Source organism: Parabacteroides sp. AF17-3 (genome assembly GCF_003635445.1).
Lineage (GTDB): Bacteria > Bacteroidota > Bacteroidia > Bacteroidales > Tannerellaceae > Parabacteroides > Parabacteroides goldsteinii.
On record NZ_QTMM01000006.1, the window covers coordinates 244,936 to 265,393 of the forward strand.

9 protein-coding genes are annotated in these 20,458 nt (G+C 44.4%); all 9 read left to right on the forward strand.

Translation table 11 applies throughout. The annotated features are described in order from the left end of the window. Positions 1-11: 11 nt before the first annotated feature. The 9 genes from DWW91_RS10050 (at position 12) to DWW91_RS10090 (ending at position 20,452) form a co-directional block, all read left to right on the forward strand. A complete protein-coding gene (locus tag DWW91_RS10050; protein WP_007652576.1) occupies positions 12-1,619 on the forward strand; it encodes a RagB/SusD family nutrient uptake outer membrane protein in 1,608 nt (535 codons plus the stop codon). A 69-nt stretch (positions 1,620-1,688) separates the two neighbouring features. Further along, positions 1,689-3,956, forward strand: coding sequence for a hypothetical protein (locus DWW91_RS10055; RefSeq protein WP_122327611.1), 2,268 nt, complete (start codon positions 1,689-1,691; stop codon positions 3,954-3,956). A gap of 36 nt (positions 3,957-3,992) precedes the next feature. Continuing rightward, positions 3,993-6,410, forward strand: a complete 2,418-nt coding sequence (locus tag DWW91_RS10060) for a glycoside hydrolase family 3 N-terminal domain-containing protein (protein ID WP_122327612.1) — start codon at positions 3,993-3,995, stop codon at positions 6,408-6,410. Next, the gene (locus DWW91_RS10065; RefSeq protein ID WP_046146644.1) at positions 6,400-6,846 is read left to right on the forward strand and encodes a hypothetical protein; all 447 of its coding nucleotides are present in this window, start codon (positions 6,400-6,402) and stop codon (positions 6,844-6,846) included. Before DWW91_RS10060 ends, DWW91_RS10065 begins: the two co-directional genes overlap by 11 nt. Positions 6,847-7,154: 308 nt before the next feature. Further along, entirely contained in the window at positions 7,155-7,577 is a 423-nt protein-coding gene (locus tag DWW91_RS10070) for an HU family DNA-binding protein (RefSeq protein ID WP_122327613.1), read from the forward strand. Positions 7,578-7,652: 75 nt separating this feature from the next. Then, positions 7,653-11,702 (forward strand): hybrid sensor histidine kinase/response regulator transcription factor, encoded by a 4,050-nt coding sequence (locus DWW91_RS10075; protein WP_122327614.1) that lies wholly within the window; start codon positions 7,653-7,655, stop codon positions 11,700-11,702. Positions 11,703-11,813: 111 nt separating this feature from the next. Next, a complete protein-coding gene (locus DWW91_RS10080) occupies positions 11,814-14,966 on the forward strand; it encodes a TonB-dependent receptor (RefSeq protein WP_122327615.1) in 3,153 nt (1,050 codons plus the stop codon). Positions 14,967-14,998: 32 nt separating this feature from the next. Beyond that, positions 14,999-16,906: a RagB/SusD family nutrient uptake outer membrane protein gene (locus DWW91_RS10085; RefSeq protein ID WP_122327616.1), complete on the forward strand. Its 1,908-nt coding sequence runs from the start codon at positions 14,999-15,001 to the stop codon at positions 16,904-16,906. Positions 16,907-17,113: 207 nt separating this feature from the next. After that, complete coding sequence (locus DWW91_RS10090) at positions 17,114-20,452, forward strand: SUMF1/EgtB/PvdO family nonheme iron enzyme (protein ID WP_122327617.1); 3,339 nt, start codon at positions 17,114-17,116, stop codon at positions 20,450-20,452. Positions 20,453-20,458 lie beyond the last annotated feature (6 nt).

The following is a 20,458-nucleotide window of genomic DNA, read 5'->3' on the forward strand; positions in this document are numbered from 1 at the left end:
TGAATACAGATATGAAAAATATATTGAAAGTTGCCGCAGCAACATTTTTACTACTTTCAGGAACTGCGTGTTCCGACTTCCTGGATGAAGACCTGAAAAAAGAATTGGCACCGGATAATACCTACACCAGTACTTATGGTTTCCAGGTGGGTGTAAACGGTCTGTATGGCTGGGCCCGTTCCGAGTTCAACACATGGGGAGGCGGTACGGCTTCGCTAAGCCAGGCTTGTCCGTACGAAGCATTCCAAGTGGCGACCGATATCGTTTATACCGGTCATAAAGACGGTTCCCTGCTTCCATTCGAGAACCTGTCTTATACATCTTCCACGACATTCGTCGAAAACTACTGGAAATGGTCGTACGGCCTGATTGCCAACGTAAACGAATTGCTTACTTATGCCGATAAAAATGAGAACTGGACTGCTCCGACCGATAAAGCCGGTTTTCAGGCAGAAGCCCGCTTCTTCCGCGCTTATGCTTACCGCTACCTGACTTATCTGTATGGTGACGTTCCTTATGTAGATAAAATCGAAGGACAATTCCGCACTGACTTTACACGGACACCGAAAGCGGAAGTGCTCGGACATATGATAGACGATTTGAAGTTTGCTTCAGAGAATCTGCCGGAAAACCCGGATAATATATCCGACGTCGGCAAATTGACGAAATGGGCAGCCATCCACCTGTTATCGGAAGTTTATCTGATGGCCGGAGAATATGCTAAAGCAGAAGAAGCAGCCCTGCAGGTTATCAATTCAGGTTATTTCCATCTGATGAATGAACGTTTCGGTGCACAGAAAGACCAGCCGGGCGATGTATTCTCAGACATGTTCCTCGAATACAATCAGAACCGTACATCCGGTAATATGGAATCCATCTGGGTTATGCAGCTTGAATACGACACCAACGGCGGTGGCGGCAAATACGAAGACTGGACAAAACGTGCATGGGTTCCCAAATACTGGAACGAAACAGGTTTCACATTATGTGACTCATTGGGTGGACGTGGTCTGGCTCAGATCGTTCCGTTCAAATGGTGGATCGATGAAGATGGTTTCTATACAGCCAATGATGTGCGTAATTCAAAATACAACATTAAGAGAACCTGGTATTATAACAACCCTGAAACCCCGGAATTGCTGGGTAAGGAAGCGCCTGTTACGGAAAGTACATGGTCAAAATGTACCATTTATCCGGTTATCACGAAGTTCTTCTATGGAAAGACCGATGACAGCCCGAGTTATGAAGGAAACAACAAAGACCGTATGAAATTCCGTCTGGCAGAGACCTATCTGCTGTTGGCTGAAGCCCGTATCCGTCAGAACAATGCCAGTGGTGCCGCCGAAGCGATCAACGTAGTCCGCAAACGTGCCGGAGCACCGGACATCACAGCATCACAAGCAACAATGGACTTCCTGCTGGATGAACGTATCCGCGAATTGGTTGGCGAAGAACTGCGCCGTCTGACATTGGTTCGTACCGGTAAACTGGTAGAGCGTACCAGAAAGTACAACTCTTACAGCAACAAAATAGACGAACACCATGCTTTATGGCCGATTCCGCAGACAATCATCGACTCCAATACAGGAGCTGATTTCCCACAGAACACTGGTTATTAATCTATAACCGATAAGGGACATTTACAGACAATGTACTTGTCCCTTATTATTTATTAAAATTTATGTATCATGAAACATTTTCTAGTATTTTTATCTCTCCTCTCCACATTCAGTTTATCCGCCCAGGATTGGCTGATCGACGGTTCCTCTTACAAATCGACAGCACAAACAACCCACGATGGGAAACGTCTCGAATTAACGAACGGCCTCCTTCGCCGTACATTCCTGCTTGCTCCCAATGCAGCGACCATCGCCCTTGACAACCTGATGACCGGGCAAAACGAGCTGCGTGCCGTCCGTCCCGAAGCCTTACTTGTCATCAACGGAAAAGAATATCCTGTCGGAGGCCTGACCGGACAGCCGGTCAATAACTTCCTGACAGAAGAATTTATCAACAATATGCAGGCTTGCGATTCAGCATTCATGTTGGTTGATTATCAGATAAGCGAAAGCAAAGAACGTTTCCCCTGGAAACCCAACAGTCAATGGATATCCAACTTATACCCCTGGCCTGTCCCGGGAAAACGGATCACCTTCAATTACCAGGCTCCGGCAACCGCTCCCCAGGAATGTAAAAACCTGAAAATACGTGTCATTTACGAACTGTACAACGGTGCCCCTATCCTGGCCAAATGGATCGAGATCGACAATAAAGGAACAATGCCCGTTACACTCGATTCTTTCAAGTCAGAAATACTCGCTTTGGTCGAAACGGCTCCGAAAGTACATTACGGCGAACCGCATGAAGTCCGCATGATGGCACAGGAAGCAGGTGCTTACACAAAAGATTTCCGTAAACAACCCGTGCAAACCGATGCGCCGCGCGATTATATCGACCGCTTCACCCAACTGTTCGTCGTAACCGACTATGCCATGGGCGGCGATATGGAAGCGATGAAAGACAATCCGGCTGTCCGTTGGGTATTCGATCATCCGGAATACGAATTTACCGGTATCCGCTATTATGGTCAATATAAACCGGCACGCCTGGAAGTCACTCCCCTACTCGGTCCCGGTTTGGAAATCAAACCCGGCGACACCTTTGAATCCTGCACGGCTTTCGAAATGCTGCGTGATGCCAGCGACCGGGAACGGCGCGGACTGGCAGAATGTAAATTCTGGCGTATGATGGCTCCCTGGACACAGGAAAACCCTATCTTCATGCACGTCCGCCAATCGGACAGCGAAGCGGTGAAGCAAGCCATCGACCAATGTGCCGCCGTTGGTTTCGAAATGGTCATTATGACTTTCGGTAGCGGATTCAAAATCGAAAATGACTCAGCCGCCTATCTGCAACGAATGAAAGAACTTAGCGACTACGCTGCCGGGAAAGGTATTGCCATCGGCGGTTATTCCCTCCTGGCAAGCCGCGGAGCTAAAGAACAAGACGCCGCAATCAGTCATAAAACCGGAAAACCGGCCAAAACACGCGAAGAAGGCAGCCGCTTTGGCGTATCTCCCTGTATCGCATCCGATTGGGGAGACACCTACTTCCGTAAATTACAGAACTTCTTCACCACCACCGGAATGAATGTCTTCGAAAACGACGGTTCATATCCCGGCGACCCTTGCGCCTCCACTTCACACAGCGGCCACAAAGGCTATCTCGACTCCCAGTGGAAACAGTGGAAGAAAATCAACCGATTCTATCGCTGGTGTCGGGCAAACGGGGTTTACCTGAACGTCCCCGACTGGTATTTCCTAAGCGGCTCCAATAAAACACCGATGGGATATGTAGAGACCAACTGGTCGCTGCCTCGCGCCTATCAGGAAATTATCGAACGACAGAATATCTATGACGGAACCTGGCAGAAAACGCCCAGCATGGGTTTCATGTTCGTTCCCCTCACCCAATATCACGGAGGAGGCGAAGCGGCCACAATCGAACCGTTGAACGAGCACCTCGACCATTACGAAACGCGTCTACGGAACCTCTTCGGGGCCGGTGTGCAAGCCTGTTACCGTGGTCCGCGCCTCTACGATACGGAAGCGACCAAAGAACTGGTCAACCAATGGGTGGCTTTCTATAAAAAATACCGTCAGATACTCGACTCCGATATCATCCACCTGCGCCGTCCCGACGGACAGGACTGGGACGGCATCATGCACGTAAATCCTTCATTGAAACAGAAAGGATTCATCTCAGTGTATAACCCGCTGGATGTTCCCATCCGCAAAGAGATCAAAATACCTCTTTATTACACCGGACTGACCGACAAAGTGACTGTAAAGGAACAGGATCAGAATGTGCAGGTATATGTATTGGAACGTGACTATTCCGTTACAATCCCCATCACAATACCGGCAAAAGGATACAATTGGTATGTTATTGAATAGGTTTTGCATATAATTTGCATATAAAATAGAATAATCATGAATAGAAACAACACATTAACCAGGCAACTGCTTTTTTGCCTGTCTTTCGGACTGCTCCCTTTACTGAATGCAAACACAAGCAGTCTACAGGCATCAAAGCCTGATGCCCCCAAAAATCAGAAGAAAATATATCAGAAAGGTTGGATCGATTTCAACAAAAACGGAAAGAAGGATATATATGAAGATCCTTCGCAACCTATCGACAAACGGGTGGAAGATCTCCTTAAACAAATGACAGTCGAGGAAAAGACCTGTCAACTGGGAACGATCTATGGATACGGAGCCGTCCTTAAAGATACACTGCCGACCGATGAATGGAAAACCCGTATCTGGAAAGACGGTATCGGTAATATCGACGAGCACCTTAACGGAGAATGGAAACGCACCTCCCTTGACTTTCCTTACTCCAATCACGCTGAAGCAATGAACAAAGTACAGGCCTTTTTCGTAGAAGAGACACGCCTGGGTATTCCCGCCGACCTGACAAACGAAGGTATACGCGGACTGAAACATGAAAAGTCCACCTTCTTCCCCGCCCAGATCGGACAGGGTTGTACCTGGGATAAAGAACTTATCTACGAAATCGGACGCATTACCGGTGAAGAAGCCAAAGCATTGGGATATACCAACGTCTATTCCCCTATCCTCGACCTGTCCCGCGACCCCCGCTGGGGACGTACCGTAGAAAGTTACGGCGAAGACTCTTACCTGGCAGGAGAACTAGGACGCCAGCAAGTATTGGGTATCCAAAGCAACCGGGTTGTTTCAACACCGAAACACTTTGCTATCTACGGCATACCGGGCGGTGGCCGCGACTGCTACTCACGAACCGATCCCCATGCCTCTCCGCAGGAAGTTCACGAACTGCATCTGGAACCGTTCCGCATCGCTTTCCAGGAGGCAGGCGCTTTGGGAACGATGTGTTCACATAACGACTATAACGGAACCCCGGTCAGCGCCAGCCACTACCTGATGACTGAACTGCTGCGTAACCAATGGGGGTTCAAAGGCTATGTCGTTTCTGACAGTTGGGCAATCGACAAAAACATAAAATTCTACCATATCGTAGATACCGAAGAAGAAGCGGTTGCCAGTGAACTAAATGCCGGATTGAATGTCCGCACCTTCTTTGAGCAATCGGAAGTATTCATCGAAGCGTTGAGAAGGGCTTTACAAAAAGGACTGGTAGAAGAAAGTATCCTGGATCAGCGCGTCCGTGAAGTACTCTATGTAAAATTCTGGTTAGGACTTTTCGACGATCCGTATGTAAAAGACACCAAACTTGCCGATAAGATCGTAAACAGCGACAAGAACCGGGAAGTGTCTCTGCGTGCCGCCCGCGAATCGATCGTTCTTTTGAAAAATGATAACAACACCCTCCCGCTGTCGAAAAACCTCAAAAACATTGCAGTAATCGGTCCGCAAGCTGACGAAGTCAAATCACTGACCTCCCGCTACGGTTCTCATAATCCGAATGTGATAACCGGCCTGCAAGGTCTGAAGAACCTGCTGGGAGAAAATGTAAACCTGATGTATGCCAAAGGGTGTAATGTCAGGGATAAAAATTTCCCGCAAAGCGATGTGATGTACTTCGAACTGAGCGATAAGGAAAAAGAAGAAATCGACGAAGCCGTAGAGATTGCTAAAAAAGCCGAAGTTGCTATTATATATGTAGGAGACGATTTCCGCACGATCGGTGAATCCAGAAGCCGCGTGAACCTGGATTTATCAGGCAGACAAAAAGAACTGGTCCGCGCCGTACAAGCCACCGGAACTCCGGTCGTACTGGTACTCTTCAACGGACGTCCGGTTACACTGAACTGGGAAGATGCCAACCTGCCGGCTATCGTCGAAGCCTGGTATCCGGGTGAATTTTCCGGTCAGGCCGTAGCCGAAGTATTATTCGGTGATTATAACCCCGGCGGTAAGCTATCCACGACTTTCCCGAAGTCGGTCGGACAAATCCCCTGGGCCTTCCCTTTCAAACCGAATGCCACCGGCAAAGGCTTTGCCCGCGTAGACGGCGAACTCTATCCGTTCGGTTACGGACTGAGTTATACCACTTTCGAAATCAGCGACCTTCAACCGTCTGCCACAAAAATCGCGGACGGAGACACTCTGACCGTTACATGTAAAGTGAAAAATACAGGTTCGGTAAAAGGGGATGAAGTCGTGCAGCTTTATCTGAATGACGAGACATCTTCCATCTCCCGTTTTGAAAAAGAGTTATGCGGCTTCGAACGTGTCGCACTGGAACCGGGTGAAGAAAAAACGGTTACATTCAAAGTGAACCGCCGTGCTTACGGTATGTATAATGATAAGAATGAGTTTGTGGTAGAGCCTGGAAAATTCTTCCTGTTTGCCGGAAACTCATCCAAGTCAACCCCTTTAAACGCAGAATTTTATGTGGAATAGATTACTTATAAGCCTGTTGCTGCTCTTGGGCAGCCAGGCTCTTTTCTCCCAAACGTGGCTGAATAAAACGGATAAGGATATTCTTCTTTACATCTCAGAAAATAAAGAACGTATAGAAGACAGCAAACAAACGGATACGCTTTTCACCCTGACTTGCCAGGAAGAAGATGAGCTGGGCCGCTTATTCGAAGTATCCTATCGCTTCAATTTAGAAAAAAATGTATGCATATCCTACGAACGTCTGCTGCCGATCCATCGTTATTGGGCAACAACGTTGCTGGAAGAGGCCTCCTTGCAGGAAGCCGATGCCTCCGGAGAAGAAATCGACGTAGACGGAGAGACATTGAATACTCTCTATACCTTCGACAACTTCCGGATACAGGTTTCATTAAAAAACGACCGATTATCCTTACTTTATACGCTACCAGATAAATAAATTCCAGGTAATCCCCTGTCTCTTCGTGCAGACAGGGGATTTTTATATCCAGCCGTTTATACTGAATATCTCACCTTTCATCCATTTTACCGTAACTATCTCTTGACAACGCCTCATTGATTTTGTATATTTGTTACAACCTCTTTTCATAAAGACCTAGGTGTAAATCAATTTAGAGGTACGTCTAAATCAATTTACACCTACCTCTAAATTTAATTAGACGTACCTCTGATTAAAAAATGATTGAGAGAATATCAGAGAAACATCACATTCAGTTTAAACAAAAATCGTATTAATAGTAAACAAACATGAGCATCATTTACAAACCAAGAAAGATGGTATGCACCATCCCCGGCAAAGAAAAAACAGGTTACTTTGCTGCAAAAGCGGTCTCTTCCACAATCGACCTGAACAATTTATGTTATCGTATCTCCAGTAACTGCACGATCACCTCAGCCGATGTCAAAGGAGTGATCGAAGCCCTCCTGACCCAATTCGAACTGGAACTACTGAGCGGCAAAAATATCAGGTTCGGAGATATCGGGACGTTCAGCGCCTCAATCACCAGCGATATTGTTGAGAATAAAGAAGATTTGAAACCTCAGAAGGTCCACATTAAGACAGTTACGTTCCTCCCGTCTACCCGGTTGAAAAATAAACTGAAAACAAAAGCCCGGTTCATGCGGTTACGCGATTTTAACAGGAAATACAATGGAGTAGACGAAGAATAAACAAAAAAATACATATCTTTGCTTCCGACAAATCAATGGTTTCGTGGATTTATTCCTAAAAAAAGCCGATGAAATATGACGAAGAACACACTAGTATTATTTCTTTTATTTTTATTTCCATATCTATTCCAATCTGCCAACAGTAAAAATACTTCCCCTTATTTTTTTACACAGATTGGGGTAGAAGATGGATTAACACAGGGTACCGTTACCAATATCTATCAGGATACGGACGGATATTTGTGGTTAGGAACCCAGGGAGGATTACACCGATATGATGGATACGAGTTCAAGGTGTTCAAAAATAATCCGACTGACTCCTGCTCATTAACAGATAACAACGTACTCGATATCGGAGAAGATAAGAATAAGAATATCTGGGTGATTACAGATAACGGCGTGCATAAAATCACACATCAAACAGGAAAAATCAAAAGATATTATGTAAAAGAGACCCGATTCATGCATTGCTGCATGCTCAGTCAAAGCGGAGACTTTTTCCTTGCCGGAGAAAAATTCATCTATCAATACGATGAGCAAGGCGATTCGCTTGTTTTTAAAGACTGGCTGTCATCCACTCCTATCGCTTCGAATATAAAAGGACTTCAGGAAGATGAAGAAGGGAATCTTTATATAGCAAGTTCATCAACCGGACTTGCAGTCCTGAACAAACAGAGGGAAGTCATACGTTTTTACCAACATGAACCGGAAAATCCGTCTTCGCTGATAAAAGGAGCGATCCGCAGATTATTTACCGACAGCCGGAAAAGGTTATGGATACTTTCCGAAACAGCCGGAATCTGCTATCTTGATAAAGAAAACGAACGGTTCGTCCATCTGAATACGGATAACTCAGCTTTAAGCAGCAATGTTGTCCGTGCAATAGCCGAAACCGATTCCAACACCTTATTGCTCGGAACCTTTTCCGGACTGAACAGGGTAGATATGCAGACATTAAAAGTCACTCCCTATAAATTCAATCCGGATGAACCCGGTACATTAAGCTATTATTCCATACACAGTCTCCTGAAAGATAATACAGGTGCATTATGGGTAGGAACCTGGAAGGGACTGAATTATTACAGCCCGGTCAGAACACAGTTTTACCGGATCACGCCCCGTGAATTTACCGGATTATTAGGAATGGGCAAAGAAGACAGTGACGGAAATATCTGGTTCGCAACTGAAGGAGCCGGACTTTTTTGCTATAATCCAAACACGCAAAGCCAACAATTTTATCCTAAAAAGTCTCCTTACAAAAACAATTACAATTCAAACATCTTTAAATCACTACTTATAAAAGGCGACAGCATTATCTGTGCTACGAATCTGGGATCCGTTTATCTGTTTTCACGTAAACGGAAAGATTATCGCCTACTCTATGATTACCAGTATGGAGATATTTATACTCTACTGAATGACAGTAAAGACAGACTATGGATCCCAACAAATTCCAAAACAGGATTAGTGCTTATCGATAAAGGCGAACAGATCAATCAGTTCAAGGTAGACGGAAAAAGCAGAAAATTCTTTTTTGTTACAGCAATAAAAGAAATAGAGCCGGATGTTTTTATTATGGGTACACTCAGCCAGGGACTCCATAAATATGATATGAAGAAAGAGACACTTAAAACGATCTCTTCGGCAGAACTGAACCTACCCGAAAACGTGAAGCCGGGAACTGTCAGTACGATCCTGACCGATTCATTACAAAATATATGGGTTTCATTTTTTGGTTATGGCATCTTTCGTTTTGACCGCGACCTCAACCTGATCAAACATTATACAGTTGAAGACGGTGTAACAGATGGCTATATCTATTCAATGGTAAGCGACCGGAACCAATCTTTATGGGCATTATCCGAAAATGATTTATATTGTTATAATGCAGAAAAAGATTGCTTTGCTCCCATCCGTAACGAAAGCCACCGGGCATTGGAATTTACGTTACATGCAGGAACGACCGACACAAAAGGTACTCTTTATTTTCCCGGAAATAAAGGCATATTATGTTTTAATCCGTCCCGGATGGAGAAAAACACTTATATCCCTCCCGTATATCTGACAAGCCTATCCATAAATAATAATCCGGTAGAATTAGGGGACACTCAATCCCTCCGGTTAAAAGCGGATGAAACCAATATAGCAATCGGATATACGGCTCCAGACTTTATCTCACCTAAACAAAATCAATATGCCTATCAAATGGAAGGGGTAGAAAAGGAGTGGAACTATGTAAGGGGCAGAAGGGTCGCTTATTATAGTAATCTCTCCCCTGGTACTTACAATTTCAAAGTAAAGGTCTCAAACAGTGTAAATTTGTGGAATCCACAGGAAGCTTCCCTAAGCATCACAGTCACCCCTCCCCTTTACAAAACATGGTGGGCTTACATCTTGTATATCATCACAATAGGTACTATTATATGGAAGTTTATATACCATCAGAAAGTACGTCACGAACTGGAAAGCAGTATCCGCTTCAAACAGCTGGAACAGGAAAAAATGAAGGAATTACACGAGGAACGTATGAGATTATTTACCAACTTCTCACACGAACTACGCACTCCTTTGACACTTATCATCAATCCGCTCGAGGATATGTTGCGCCATAGTTCCTTCTCTACGGAAGTCAAAAACACGTTGCAACTCATGCGTAAAAACACACAACGTCTGCTCTTACTCGTTAATAATCTGATGGATGTGCAAAAATATGACTCACAGAAAATGGTACTTCAAAAAGAGAAATTCGATCTATCCGTGTTCGTTCAGGAGTTATATGAGTTATTCGTCCCGGTAGCAAAAAACAGGAATATCACTTTTACCCGGAAAAATGAATTGCCGGTAGATTATTGTGTTTATTATGATCGTCAAGAAATTGAAAAAGTGCTGTTTAACTTACTTTCAAACGCCTTTAAGTTCACCCCGGAAAAGGGAACAATTGAAATTATATTGTCTGTACTTTCAAGCGAAAATGACATAGTTCGTGTGAAACTATGTCAAAATCGGCATCTATCAGAAGACTACTATTTACACATACAAGTATCTGATAATGGGGAAGGTATCACATCTGAAGATATTGAAAAAATCTTCCAGCCATTCTACCGCTCTTCACAAGATTTACATCATCAGATTGCAGGTTCGGGTATCGGACTAAGTTTAGCACGTTTCATAGTAGAACAACATAGTGGAATAATCTGGGCGGAAAACATAGTACCAACCGGAACATGCATGCATGTTTTACTTCCTCTCCCCGAAAAGCCAGTAAGTAATCCGGTCAAACAGACAGAATCCTCCCCCCTGATGAATGTGCAGGAGTTTATTCCTTCCGAAAAAAAAGAAACTCCGGTTATCTCACAAACATTGCTTTTAGTAGAAGATAATAAAGATGTGCTGGATTATCTGGAAAAACAATTTGAAAATGAATATAAGGTGCTGAAAGCAGAAAACGGAAAAGAGGCACTTACACAAATAGCCATAAAAATACCCGAACTGATTGTCAGTGATATCATGATGCCCGAAATGGACGGACTTGAACTGTGCCGTCGGATCAAGCAAAATCCGCAAACAGCCCATATACCGGTCATTCTATTAACAGCCAAAACAATGCCTTCGCAAATCACCGAAGGATATAATGCCGGAGCTGACGATTATATCATAAAGCCATTCGATATAGGCCTATTGCAAGCACGTGTGCGGAATTTGCTGACTTCACGAATACAGATACGGAAAAAATATGAGAAAAAGATCGATCTGAATGAACTCGGAGTCAAAACATCTCCGCTTGACGAAGAGTTCCTGAAACAATATACAAATATTGTGAAAGCAAATTTCTCCAACCCGAAACTCGATATTGATATGATCTGCAAAGAAATCGGTATGAGCCGCGCAAACTTCTACCGAAAAGCGAAAACACTTACTTCCCTCTCTCCGGCTGAGATGATCAAAAATCTGCGTCTAGAAGCGGCAGCCCAGATGTTGCGTGAAACAGATTTAAGTGTCAGTGAAATTTTGGAAAAAGTAGCATTCAGCAGTAGCGGATATTTTGCCTCCTGCTTTAAACAAGTCTACGGAATGCCTCCAAAGGAATACCGAAAAGTTAATTCGACAGGAAAATCAATGAGTTGACACAAATCTTACCATCATTGATATGAAATTAACCTTTCATGTAGGATAATACGGACAATTTTGCCCTCGAGTTAATTAATAAGAGTTAACCATTCATTAATATTATTCTATATGAAGAACAAAGTTTTAATCATGCTGATGGGCTTTTTCCTTTTTGCCCATCAATTGTTCGCCCAGGACGTAAGTGTGTCCGGTAACGTAAAAGATGAAAAAGGAGAAGCTTTGATTGGGGTTTCCATCCAAATAAAAGGAACCCCCACTGGTAACATCACCGATATAGACGGTAACTTTACGCTTTCGTCTGTGCCCGCAAACGGCGAGTTGGTATTCTCTTACATGGGTTACGAAACCCAGACTATTCCGGTAAAAGGAAAATCAGTTATTAATGTAGTATTGAAAGAAGACTCACAGGCCCTCGATGAAGTGGTCGTAGTCGGTTTCGGTACACAAAAGAAAGTTAATTTAACTGGCGCTGTCGCTTCAGTCGGTGCTGAAGTATTGGAAAACAAACCGGTTGCCAATGTCGGCCAGGCATTGCAAGGAGTTGTACCCAACCTGAACGTATCGGCAACAAATGCATCGCCAAATGCATCGCCTTCATTCAACGTACGTGGGGGTACTTCCATCGGCTTGGATAGCGATGGAAAAAAATGGGAAATCAAGAACGGTAGCCCGCTGATCATCGTTGACGGTATACAGGTGGACACAGACTATTTGAACATGATGAACCCGAGCGACATAGAAAACATTTCTGTCCTGAAAGATGCTTCTGCTTCCGCCATCTACGGTGCACGTGCAACTTATGGTGTAATGTTGATTACAACAAAATCGGGAAAGAACGATTCCAAGGCAACCGTTACTTACAACATGAACCTGCAATGGAACACGCCGTCGCATATCCCGGATATTCTGGATGCCTATACCATTCAATTGGCAAAAAACAAACAAGCTGAAATGACAGGAGGTACAGTCACTCCCTGGATGGAAACATTGCTGGCCGCCAAAAAGAAATACATGGAAGATCCCAGACCTGAAAATGCATGGATCTACAATGAAGGCAGTACGACCAATATGACTTGGGTTGCTAATATGAACCCGTATGAAATAGGAGTAAAAGACTGGACGCCGTTGCAACGTCATAATATTTCTATCAGTGGAGGTTCTGCCAAGACACATTATTACATTTCTTTAGGCTATCAACGCCAGGAAGGTATGTACACAATCAACACCGATGTACAAAACCGCTATAACATCAACATGAACCTGAATACAAACATTAACAAATGGTTGGATGTTGCTACCAAAATTTCTTATAATACAAGTAATTATAATGAACCTTACATGAATTACCAAAAAGGTAAAGTATGGGAAGCTATGAAAAATGATCCGGGACGTAATATGAACATGCCTATCAAAACAGGTCCGAACGACCCGATTCCGGATACATGGACCGATAACATTCTGGGTTGGTTGGCTTATGGAGCAACACAAAGTACAAAGAATACAAATACGGTATTTAACATTACTCCCACTCTCACCATTTGCCCGGAATTAAATGTAAAAGCAGAGTTAACTTATCGTCCTACGGAATATTTTCAGAAACGAGTAATACCCATCCGTAATTATGTCGTTGACAACTGGACTACTACAATTAATTCACATACATATCCATCTACAGTAAGAGAAGAAACAAGACATTCCGATTATTATACAATCAATGCATACGCAAATTTCAACAAAGCATTTGGCAATCATAATGTATCAGGTGTAGCCGGTTTCAACCAGGAATGGTATTACTATCGCAAACTGTATGGAGAAGCCGAAGACATTTTGACAAACGACCTGCCGACTTTAGGCATGACGACAGGTACTCAATACACAGGAGACAATGAAGAACATTGGGCCATACGTGGTGCTTTCGTTCGTGCTAACTACGACTATGCAGGACGTTACCTGTTTGAATTTAGTGGCCGTTATGACGGAACTTCTCGTTTCGGACATGACACCCGATATCAATTTTTCCCATCTTTCTCTGCAGGTTGGAGACTTTCGGAAGAAAAATTCATGGCTAATACCCGCAACTGGTTAGACAATCTGAAGATTCGCGGATCATGGGGTTCACTGGGTAATCAGAATGTAGCAAACTACGCTTATATAGCCAGTTATGGAGCAGCAGGTTATATTTCATGGGTTATGAACAATGAGCAGATCAAAGGTATGAACCCGACAGGTATCATTGCCAGTGACCTTACTTGGGAAACTGCCAGCACACTCGACTTCGGTGTAGATGTAACAGCATTGAAAGGTCGATTGGATGCTTCTTTCGACTGGTATACCCGCCGTACAACAGATATCCTTATGAGCGGGACAAAACTCCCGGCTGTATTAGGAGCATCTGTTCCAAAACGTAACTCCGGTGAATTGAAAACAAACGGTTGGGAATTAAGCTTGAAATGGAGAGATCAATTAAGTAATGGCATTCGTTATGATATTGGTCTGGTATTATCTGATTATCAATCAGAGGTTGTTAAATTTACAGGCAATCCAAACGGCTTATTGAGTACTTTATACGATGGTATGAAGATGGGTGAAATTTGGGGATATGAAACAGTTGGTATTTTACAAGAGGACGATTTCACTATTGATGAAAACGGTAAATATGTATTAATTGGTCCAGACCAGTCTAAGGTACACAAAACCTTATACCCAGGCGATATACGCTATGCTGATTTAAATGACGACGGTGAAATCTCTAATGGAGATAATACACTGGAAAATCCGGGTGACCGCCGAATCATCGGTAATTCTACTCCGCGTTTCCAATATGGTATCACCGGTAATATTTCGTGGAAGAACTTAGATTTGAATATCTTTTTCCAGGGTATCGGTAAAAAAGATGTTTGGATCAGCGACAACGTATTTTGGGGTGGAGACACTGCCGGTAACTGGGAAATGTATAATAACTCCTGGACACCGGAGCGCACCGATGCCAAATATCCAATGTATGCCGGACGTATTTCCAGTACGACTCAGAGCGGTTACCTGTTCAATGCAGCTTACCTCCGTTTGAAAACATTAGCGCTGGGTTACACTTTGCCGAAAGCATGGGTAAACAAAGCAAAATTGTCAAATGTCCGGTTAAGTATCTCCGGTTACAACTTATTTGAAATCACTCAAATTCCGGACCTGTATGACCCGGATCAAATCTCATCCGCTTATCCGATGATGCGTTCTGTTGCATTCGGTCTGCAAGTAGGTTTCTAAATAACACAATTCTAAACACGATATTATAAATTATGAAATTAAATATTAAGAAATATATGCTGGCACTCGGCATAGCCGTCACGTTGCTGCCAGGTTGTAATGATGATTTCATGGAACGTTATCCGTTAGATGAAATTACCGATGAAAGTTTCTGGAAATCGGAAACAGACTTAAAGATGATGCTGAATAGTTTATACCCGCTTTATATCATCGGACATAAAAGCGGTTGGGCAGATTCTGATACCTATCCATTCGGTGTTACTGGTAGTCCACTTATGTATGCAGATGTATACTCTGATAATTGCGTAAGAACAGGATCTGAATTTAGTAGCTTAGCTGGCGAATTAGTTGTTCCGACAGGTGCAGGTGAAAGCACGGGATGGTATTGGTGGAATCTACGTAAGGTAAACTTTTTCCTTACACATTACGACAAAGCTGAGTTAAGCCAGAAAAAGAAAAACGCTTACGCTGGTGAAGCCTATTTCTTCAAAGCATGGGAATATTATAAAAAAGTACTCTATTTCGGCGATGTACCTTGGTTGACACGTGACTTAAATGTGGATTCGGAAGAATTATATGCACCACGTACACCCCGTGCAGAAGTGATGGACTCTGTTTTGATGTGTATTAATAGAGCGATAGAATGGTTGCCGACAAAAGCAGATCAGGAAGTGGACCGTTTAAATAAAGATCAGGCTAATTTCTTGAAAGCACGTATTTGTTTGTTTGAAGGTACATTCCGCAAATATCATACAGAATTGGGATTACAAGATTCTGCCAACAAATGGTTGGAAGAAGCAGTAAAAGCTTGCGAAACATTACTTGGTAAATATTCTCTTTACAATATCGGAGAAGATACTTACTGGAAAATGTTTGCTGCAATCGACTTATCAGATAATCCGGAAGTTATTTTAGCTCGTACCTACCTTGAAAATAAAGTCGGACATGCTGCTCAACGTTATTTCAATCAAAATAACGCCAACCGTGAATCTATGGGAGTAACACGAGGTCTGATTGATGAGTATCTCTGTATTGACGGTCGCCCTATCTATACAGGAGGAAATGAAGGTAATTATGAAAAAAATCCGAACTTCCTTGGTTACGGAAAATGGACTGAGTTGGAAAACCGTGATCCCCGTTTAACGCAAACAGTATGCCGTCCGGGTGAACACGTTACAATATATAAAGCCGGTATTGTTGATAAAGAACTAAACGGCATCACATACCCGGGACTTAGTTATTCGCAAAGTAGTTCTACCGTGACAGGTTACCGTGTTATCAAACATTGGATGGGAGATATCGTTGAAGAAGACCGTTTATATAATGGTATTCAGGCTGCCATCGAATTTCGCTATGCAGAATTGCTTTTAAATTATGCGGAAGCTAAATACGAACTGAACGGAACCCTTTCACAGTCTGATATAGATTTGACAATTAATGCTTTACGTGAACGTGCAGGCTTTGATTTTTCAAAATATCCCACAGCTAAATTAACTGTTGGTAAAGAGCCTGCCGACCCTCGTCTGGATAAGATATATGCAGAAAAGCTTGATTATACGGTTAGCCCTTTACTACGTGAAATTCGTCGTGAACGTCGTATAGAGTTGGCTATTGAAAATCACCGTTACGAAGACTTAATGCGTTGGAAAGCCGGTAAATTATTGACAGTTCCTTTGCGTGGCATGAACTTCAACGCTGTAAAAGATTTGTATGATGGAAGTCACACAGACAAACCCGAAATAGCAGTAAAAGTAGAATTAGGTAAAACTGTATTTGCAGACAAAGACGGATTTATCATCTGCTATCCAAAAAGTCCGTATAAAAACACAATCAACGGTACACTTCCTTGGGATGACTATCGCTACTACTGGCCTATTCCGAAAGAAGAGTTAATTATGAATCCGAATTTAGTTCAAAACAAAGGTTGGGAAGACAAATAATTTTGATACCTACTTAATATTGTAAAGAGGCTATCCGATAATTCGGATGGCCTTTTTTCTCTTCTGAAAAAACATATGCCTTTTCCACCCTCATTTCCTCCTTCCGAGATAATAGTGATCGCATTTGATACAATTTTATATGTTCCCGTACACAATTTAGGCATACATTTGTTTTGTACAATTGAAATAGAATAACTTTAACATATCATGAACATGAAATATAAAGCATATTTATGCTCTTTCCTGTTAACCTTCCCAATTCTGGGTAAGGCTTCAGCCGAAGCTGATTCGTTGCGTCAGGTACAAATAAGCCGGCTGCAAGAGCAAGTCAACTGGGTAAACCCGGAAGCTATACGCGCTTATCTGGACGATACAAAATCATCCTTGGGAGATAAAGCTCCGGTGCTCTATCAAAAGCTGGAAGAACTGGAAACATTACTTCCCCAGGTAAACCGGCATTTATCTGAAGACACCACCCGGCAGACGATTGCCGAAGCAGAAAAACTGCTCGCCCTCAAACGGGAAATCATTCTGGCTAATCCGCTACTCGACGTAGACAAAATCCTGATAGCCCGTTATCGACTGGGAAATAAGGCACGCAAAGCGATGGGACCGTCGCTCGGGACCTCCGTTGCCAACTATAATTCTCTATTCTCCAGCCGCCGGAAAGGATATGATGCAGAAATCAGCCAGCTTTCAAATCTTCGCGGAGACATTCAAAGTAAAACGATCTATAAGCCGGAAGCGGATGTACCCATCTCAGATATACAACTGCACTGGGATGCAGACCGGCTGTTGTTCTCCTCTCTTAATGAGAACCGCCAGTGGCAAATCTATGAAATAAACACAGACGGAACGGGCCTGCATCAAAAAGTAGTTGTCGATGAACCGGACCTCGAATTTTGCGACGCCAACTATCTGCCGGACGGCAAAGTGGTGGCCACCTGTAATATTGGTTATAACGGTGTCCCTTGCGTACATGGAGACGATGTCGTTGCCAATCTCGTTTCCTACGATCCGGAAACAAAAAATATCCATCGCCTGACATTCGACCAGGACGGGAACTGGGCGCCGATCGTCATTCCGAACGGCCGCCTGATGTACACCCGCTGGGAATATACTGACCTGACACATTATTTCTCCCGCATTGTTATGCACATGAATCCGGACGGGACAGAAAACAAAGCACTCTACGGAAGCGGTTCCTATTTCCCGAACAGTACATTCGACATGAAACCGCTCTCCAAATACAACAGCCGTTTTGTCGGTATCATCTCCGGCCATCACGGAACAGCTCGTTCCGGCCGGCTGATTATCTTCGATCCGGCCAAAAGCCGTAAAGAGGAAAAAGGAATGGTCCAGGAATTACCTTTCAGCAAACGCCCGATCGTCCCGATCATCAAAGACGAACTGGTGGAAGGTGTATGGCCGCAATTCATGAAGCCTTATCCTTTGAATGAAAAATATTTCCTGGTGGCCTGCAAACCCGGTCCCGACGCACTTTGGGGAATCTATCTGGTGGATATATTCGACAACCTTACCCTGATCACCGAGCAGGAAGGCGAAGGCCTCACCGCCCCCATCCCATTGAAAAAAACGGAAACACCTCCTATCATCCCGTCGAAAATCAAACCGGGAGAGAAAGAGGCTACCGTATTTATACAGGACATCTATGAAGGTGAAGGCACACAAGGCGTCCCGCGGGGAACAATCAAATCGCTCCGCATCTTCGCCTACGAATATGCCTATATCCTCGCTCCTTCCGACCATGATGCACAGGGTATTCAGAGCGGATGGGATATTAAACGTATTCTCGGTACCGTCCCTGTTGAAGAAGACGGTTCCGTCATGTTCAAGATACCGGCCAACACGCCTGTCTCTATCCAGCCACTGGATAAAAACGGGGCCGCTATCCAATGGATGCGAAGCTGGCTGACCGGTATGCCCGGCGAGATTGTCTCCTGCACGGGTTGCCATGAAGATCAGAACACGATCGCCATGCCTAAACGCACAATCGCCTCCACTATCCTCCCGCATAAACTGGAAATGCCCGAAGGAGGCGTCCGCCCGTTCACCTTCCGCCTGGAAGTGCAACCGGTATTGGACCGCAACTGCGTATCCTGCCACAACGGTACTGTCGCCCAGCCGGATTTCCGGAAAGACCAGATGGTCACCTATAAACGTGGCATCCTGACAAAGCTGGAACGCCATTACGACCAGAGTTATCTGAACCTCCACCCCTACGTATACCGCCAGGGACCGGAATCGGATATCTATGTGCTTCGCCCTTACGAATATTATGCGAACAACAGCGAACTGATCCGTATCCTGCAAGCAGGTCACCACGGAGTAAAAATACCGGCAAAAGACATGCAGACCTTATACACCTGGATCGACCTGAATGCCCCCTATTTCGGAGCATTCACCCAACTGGACCTGAAAAAGGAAGCTCCCCAGAACCAGGTAGAACGCCGCATGGAACTGTCAGAGAAGTACAGTGGCGTACGTGTCGACTGGCAACAGGAGATTAAGGATTATGCAGCATGGCTGAAAAATAAGGAAAACAACGAAACAGACGGTACTACCGGAGCGACTTCGTCAACCGAAGCCAACGCAGGTACAACCAAGGACAAAAAGAAAACGAAAACAATTAAAGTCAAAGGTTTCCCGTTCAGCCAGGAAGAGGCCGTAAAGAAACAGGCCGAAACCTCCAAGTCCCCACGTCAGCTGACTGTTGCTCCGGGTATCACACTGGATATGGTCTGGATTCCCGCCGGTACATTTGCGATGGGTGACAATAACGATCCGTCTGCCTCACCTGCCTTCAAAACACAGGTTAAGGAAGGTTTCTGGATGAGTACCACCGAAATCACGAACGAACAATTCGGTGCCCTGTTCCCCGAACATGACAGCCGGTATATCGGTCAGACCTGGAAAGATCATACGACTCCCGGTTATGCCGCCAATTTACCGAAACAGCCGGTAATCCGTGTAAGTTGGGAGGAAGCGAACGACTTCTGTAAAAAGCTGGGAGAGAAAAATCAATGCCGTATCGCCCTTCCGACAGAGACACAATGGGAATGGGCCGCCCGTGCAGGATCGGCCGGTGACTTCTGGTTCGGTGACCGTAAAGCAGACTTCGGCATCTACGAAAACCTGGCAGACAGTACGACTGTCGACCTGGCCGTCACCGGTGTAAATCCCAAACCGATGCGTTCCAACGATCCGATGCGCCAGTTCTGGGACTTCCTGCCGAAAGAGTTGGGAGTCAACGACCACCATCTGATATCGGCCGATGTCGCTTCCATGAAACCGAATCCCTGGGGACTATACGACATGAACGGAAACGTAGCGGAATGGACCCGTTCCGATTACCTCCCCTATCCTCTCAAAGAGAAAACGGAAAAGGTCAAACCGGAACAGAAGATTGTACGCGGAGGCTCCTGGCGTGAACGCCCGAAATACTCAACCTCGGCCATCCGCAAGGCTTATTATCCGTGGCAACGCCCGTTCAATGTAGGGTTCAGGGTTATTGTTGAAGAGTAGAGTCAA

What these genes read in the sequence shown, in the direction of transcription:
- DWW91_RS10050 (WP_007652576.1), top strand. Translation starts at nt 12, where the DNA reads ATGAAAAATATATTGAAAGTTGCCGCAGCAACATTTTTACTACTTTCA.
- DWW91_RS10055 (WP_122327611.1), top strand. Translation starts at nt 1,689, where the DNA reads ATGAAACATTTTCTAGTATTTTTATCTCTCCTCTCCACATTCAGTTTA.
- DWW91_RS10060 (WP_122327612.1), top strand. Translation starts at nt 3,993, where the DNA reads ATGAATAGAAACAACACATTAACCAGGCAACTGCTTTTTTGCCTGTCT.
- DWW91_RS10065 (WP_046146644.1), top strand. Translation starts at nt 6,400, where the DNA reads ATGTGGAATAGATTACTTATAAGCCTGTTGCTGCTCTTGGGCAGCCAG.
- DWW91_RS10070 (WP_122327613.1), top strand. Translation starts at nt 7,155, where the DNA reads ATGAGCATCATTTACAAACCAAGAAAGATGGTATGCACCATCCCCGGC.
- DWW91_RS10075 (WP_122327614.1), top strand. Translation starts at nt 7,653, where the DNA reads ATGACGAAGAACACACTAGTATTATTTCTTTTATTTTTATTTCCATAT.
- DWW91_RS10080 (WP_122327615.1), top strand. Translation starts at nt 11,814, where the DNA reads ATGAAGAACAAAGTTTTAATCATGCTGATGGGCTTTTTCCTTTTTGCC.
- DWW91_RS10085 (WP_122327616.1), top strand. Translation starts at nt 14,999, where the DNA reads ATGAAATTAAATATTAAGAAATATATGCTGGCACTCGGCATAGCCGTC.
- DWW91_RS10090 (WP_122327617.1), top strand. Translation starts at nt 17,114, where the DNA reads ATGAACATGAAATATAAAGCATATTTATGCTCTTTCCTGTTAACCTTC.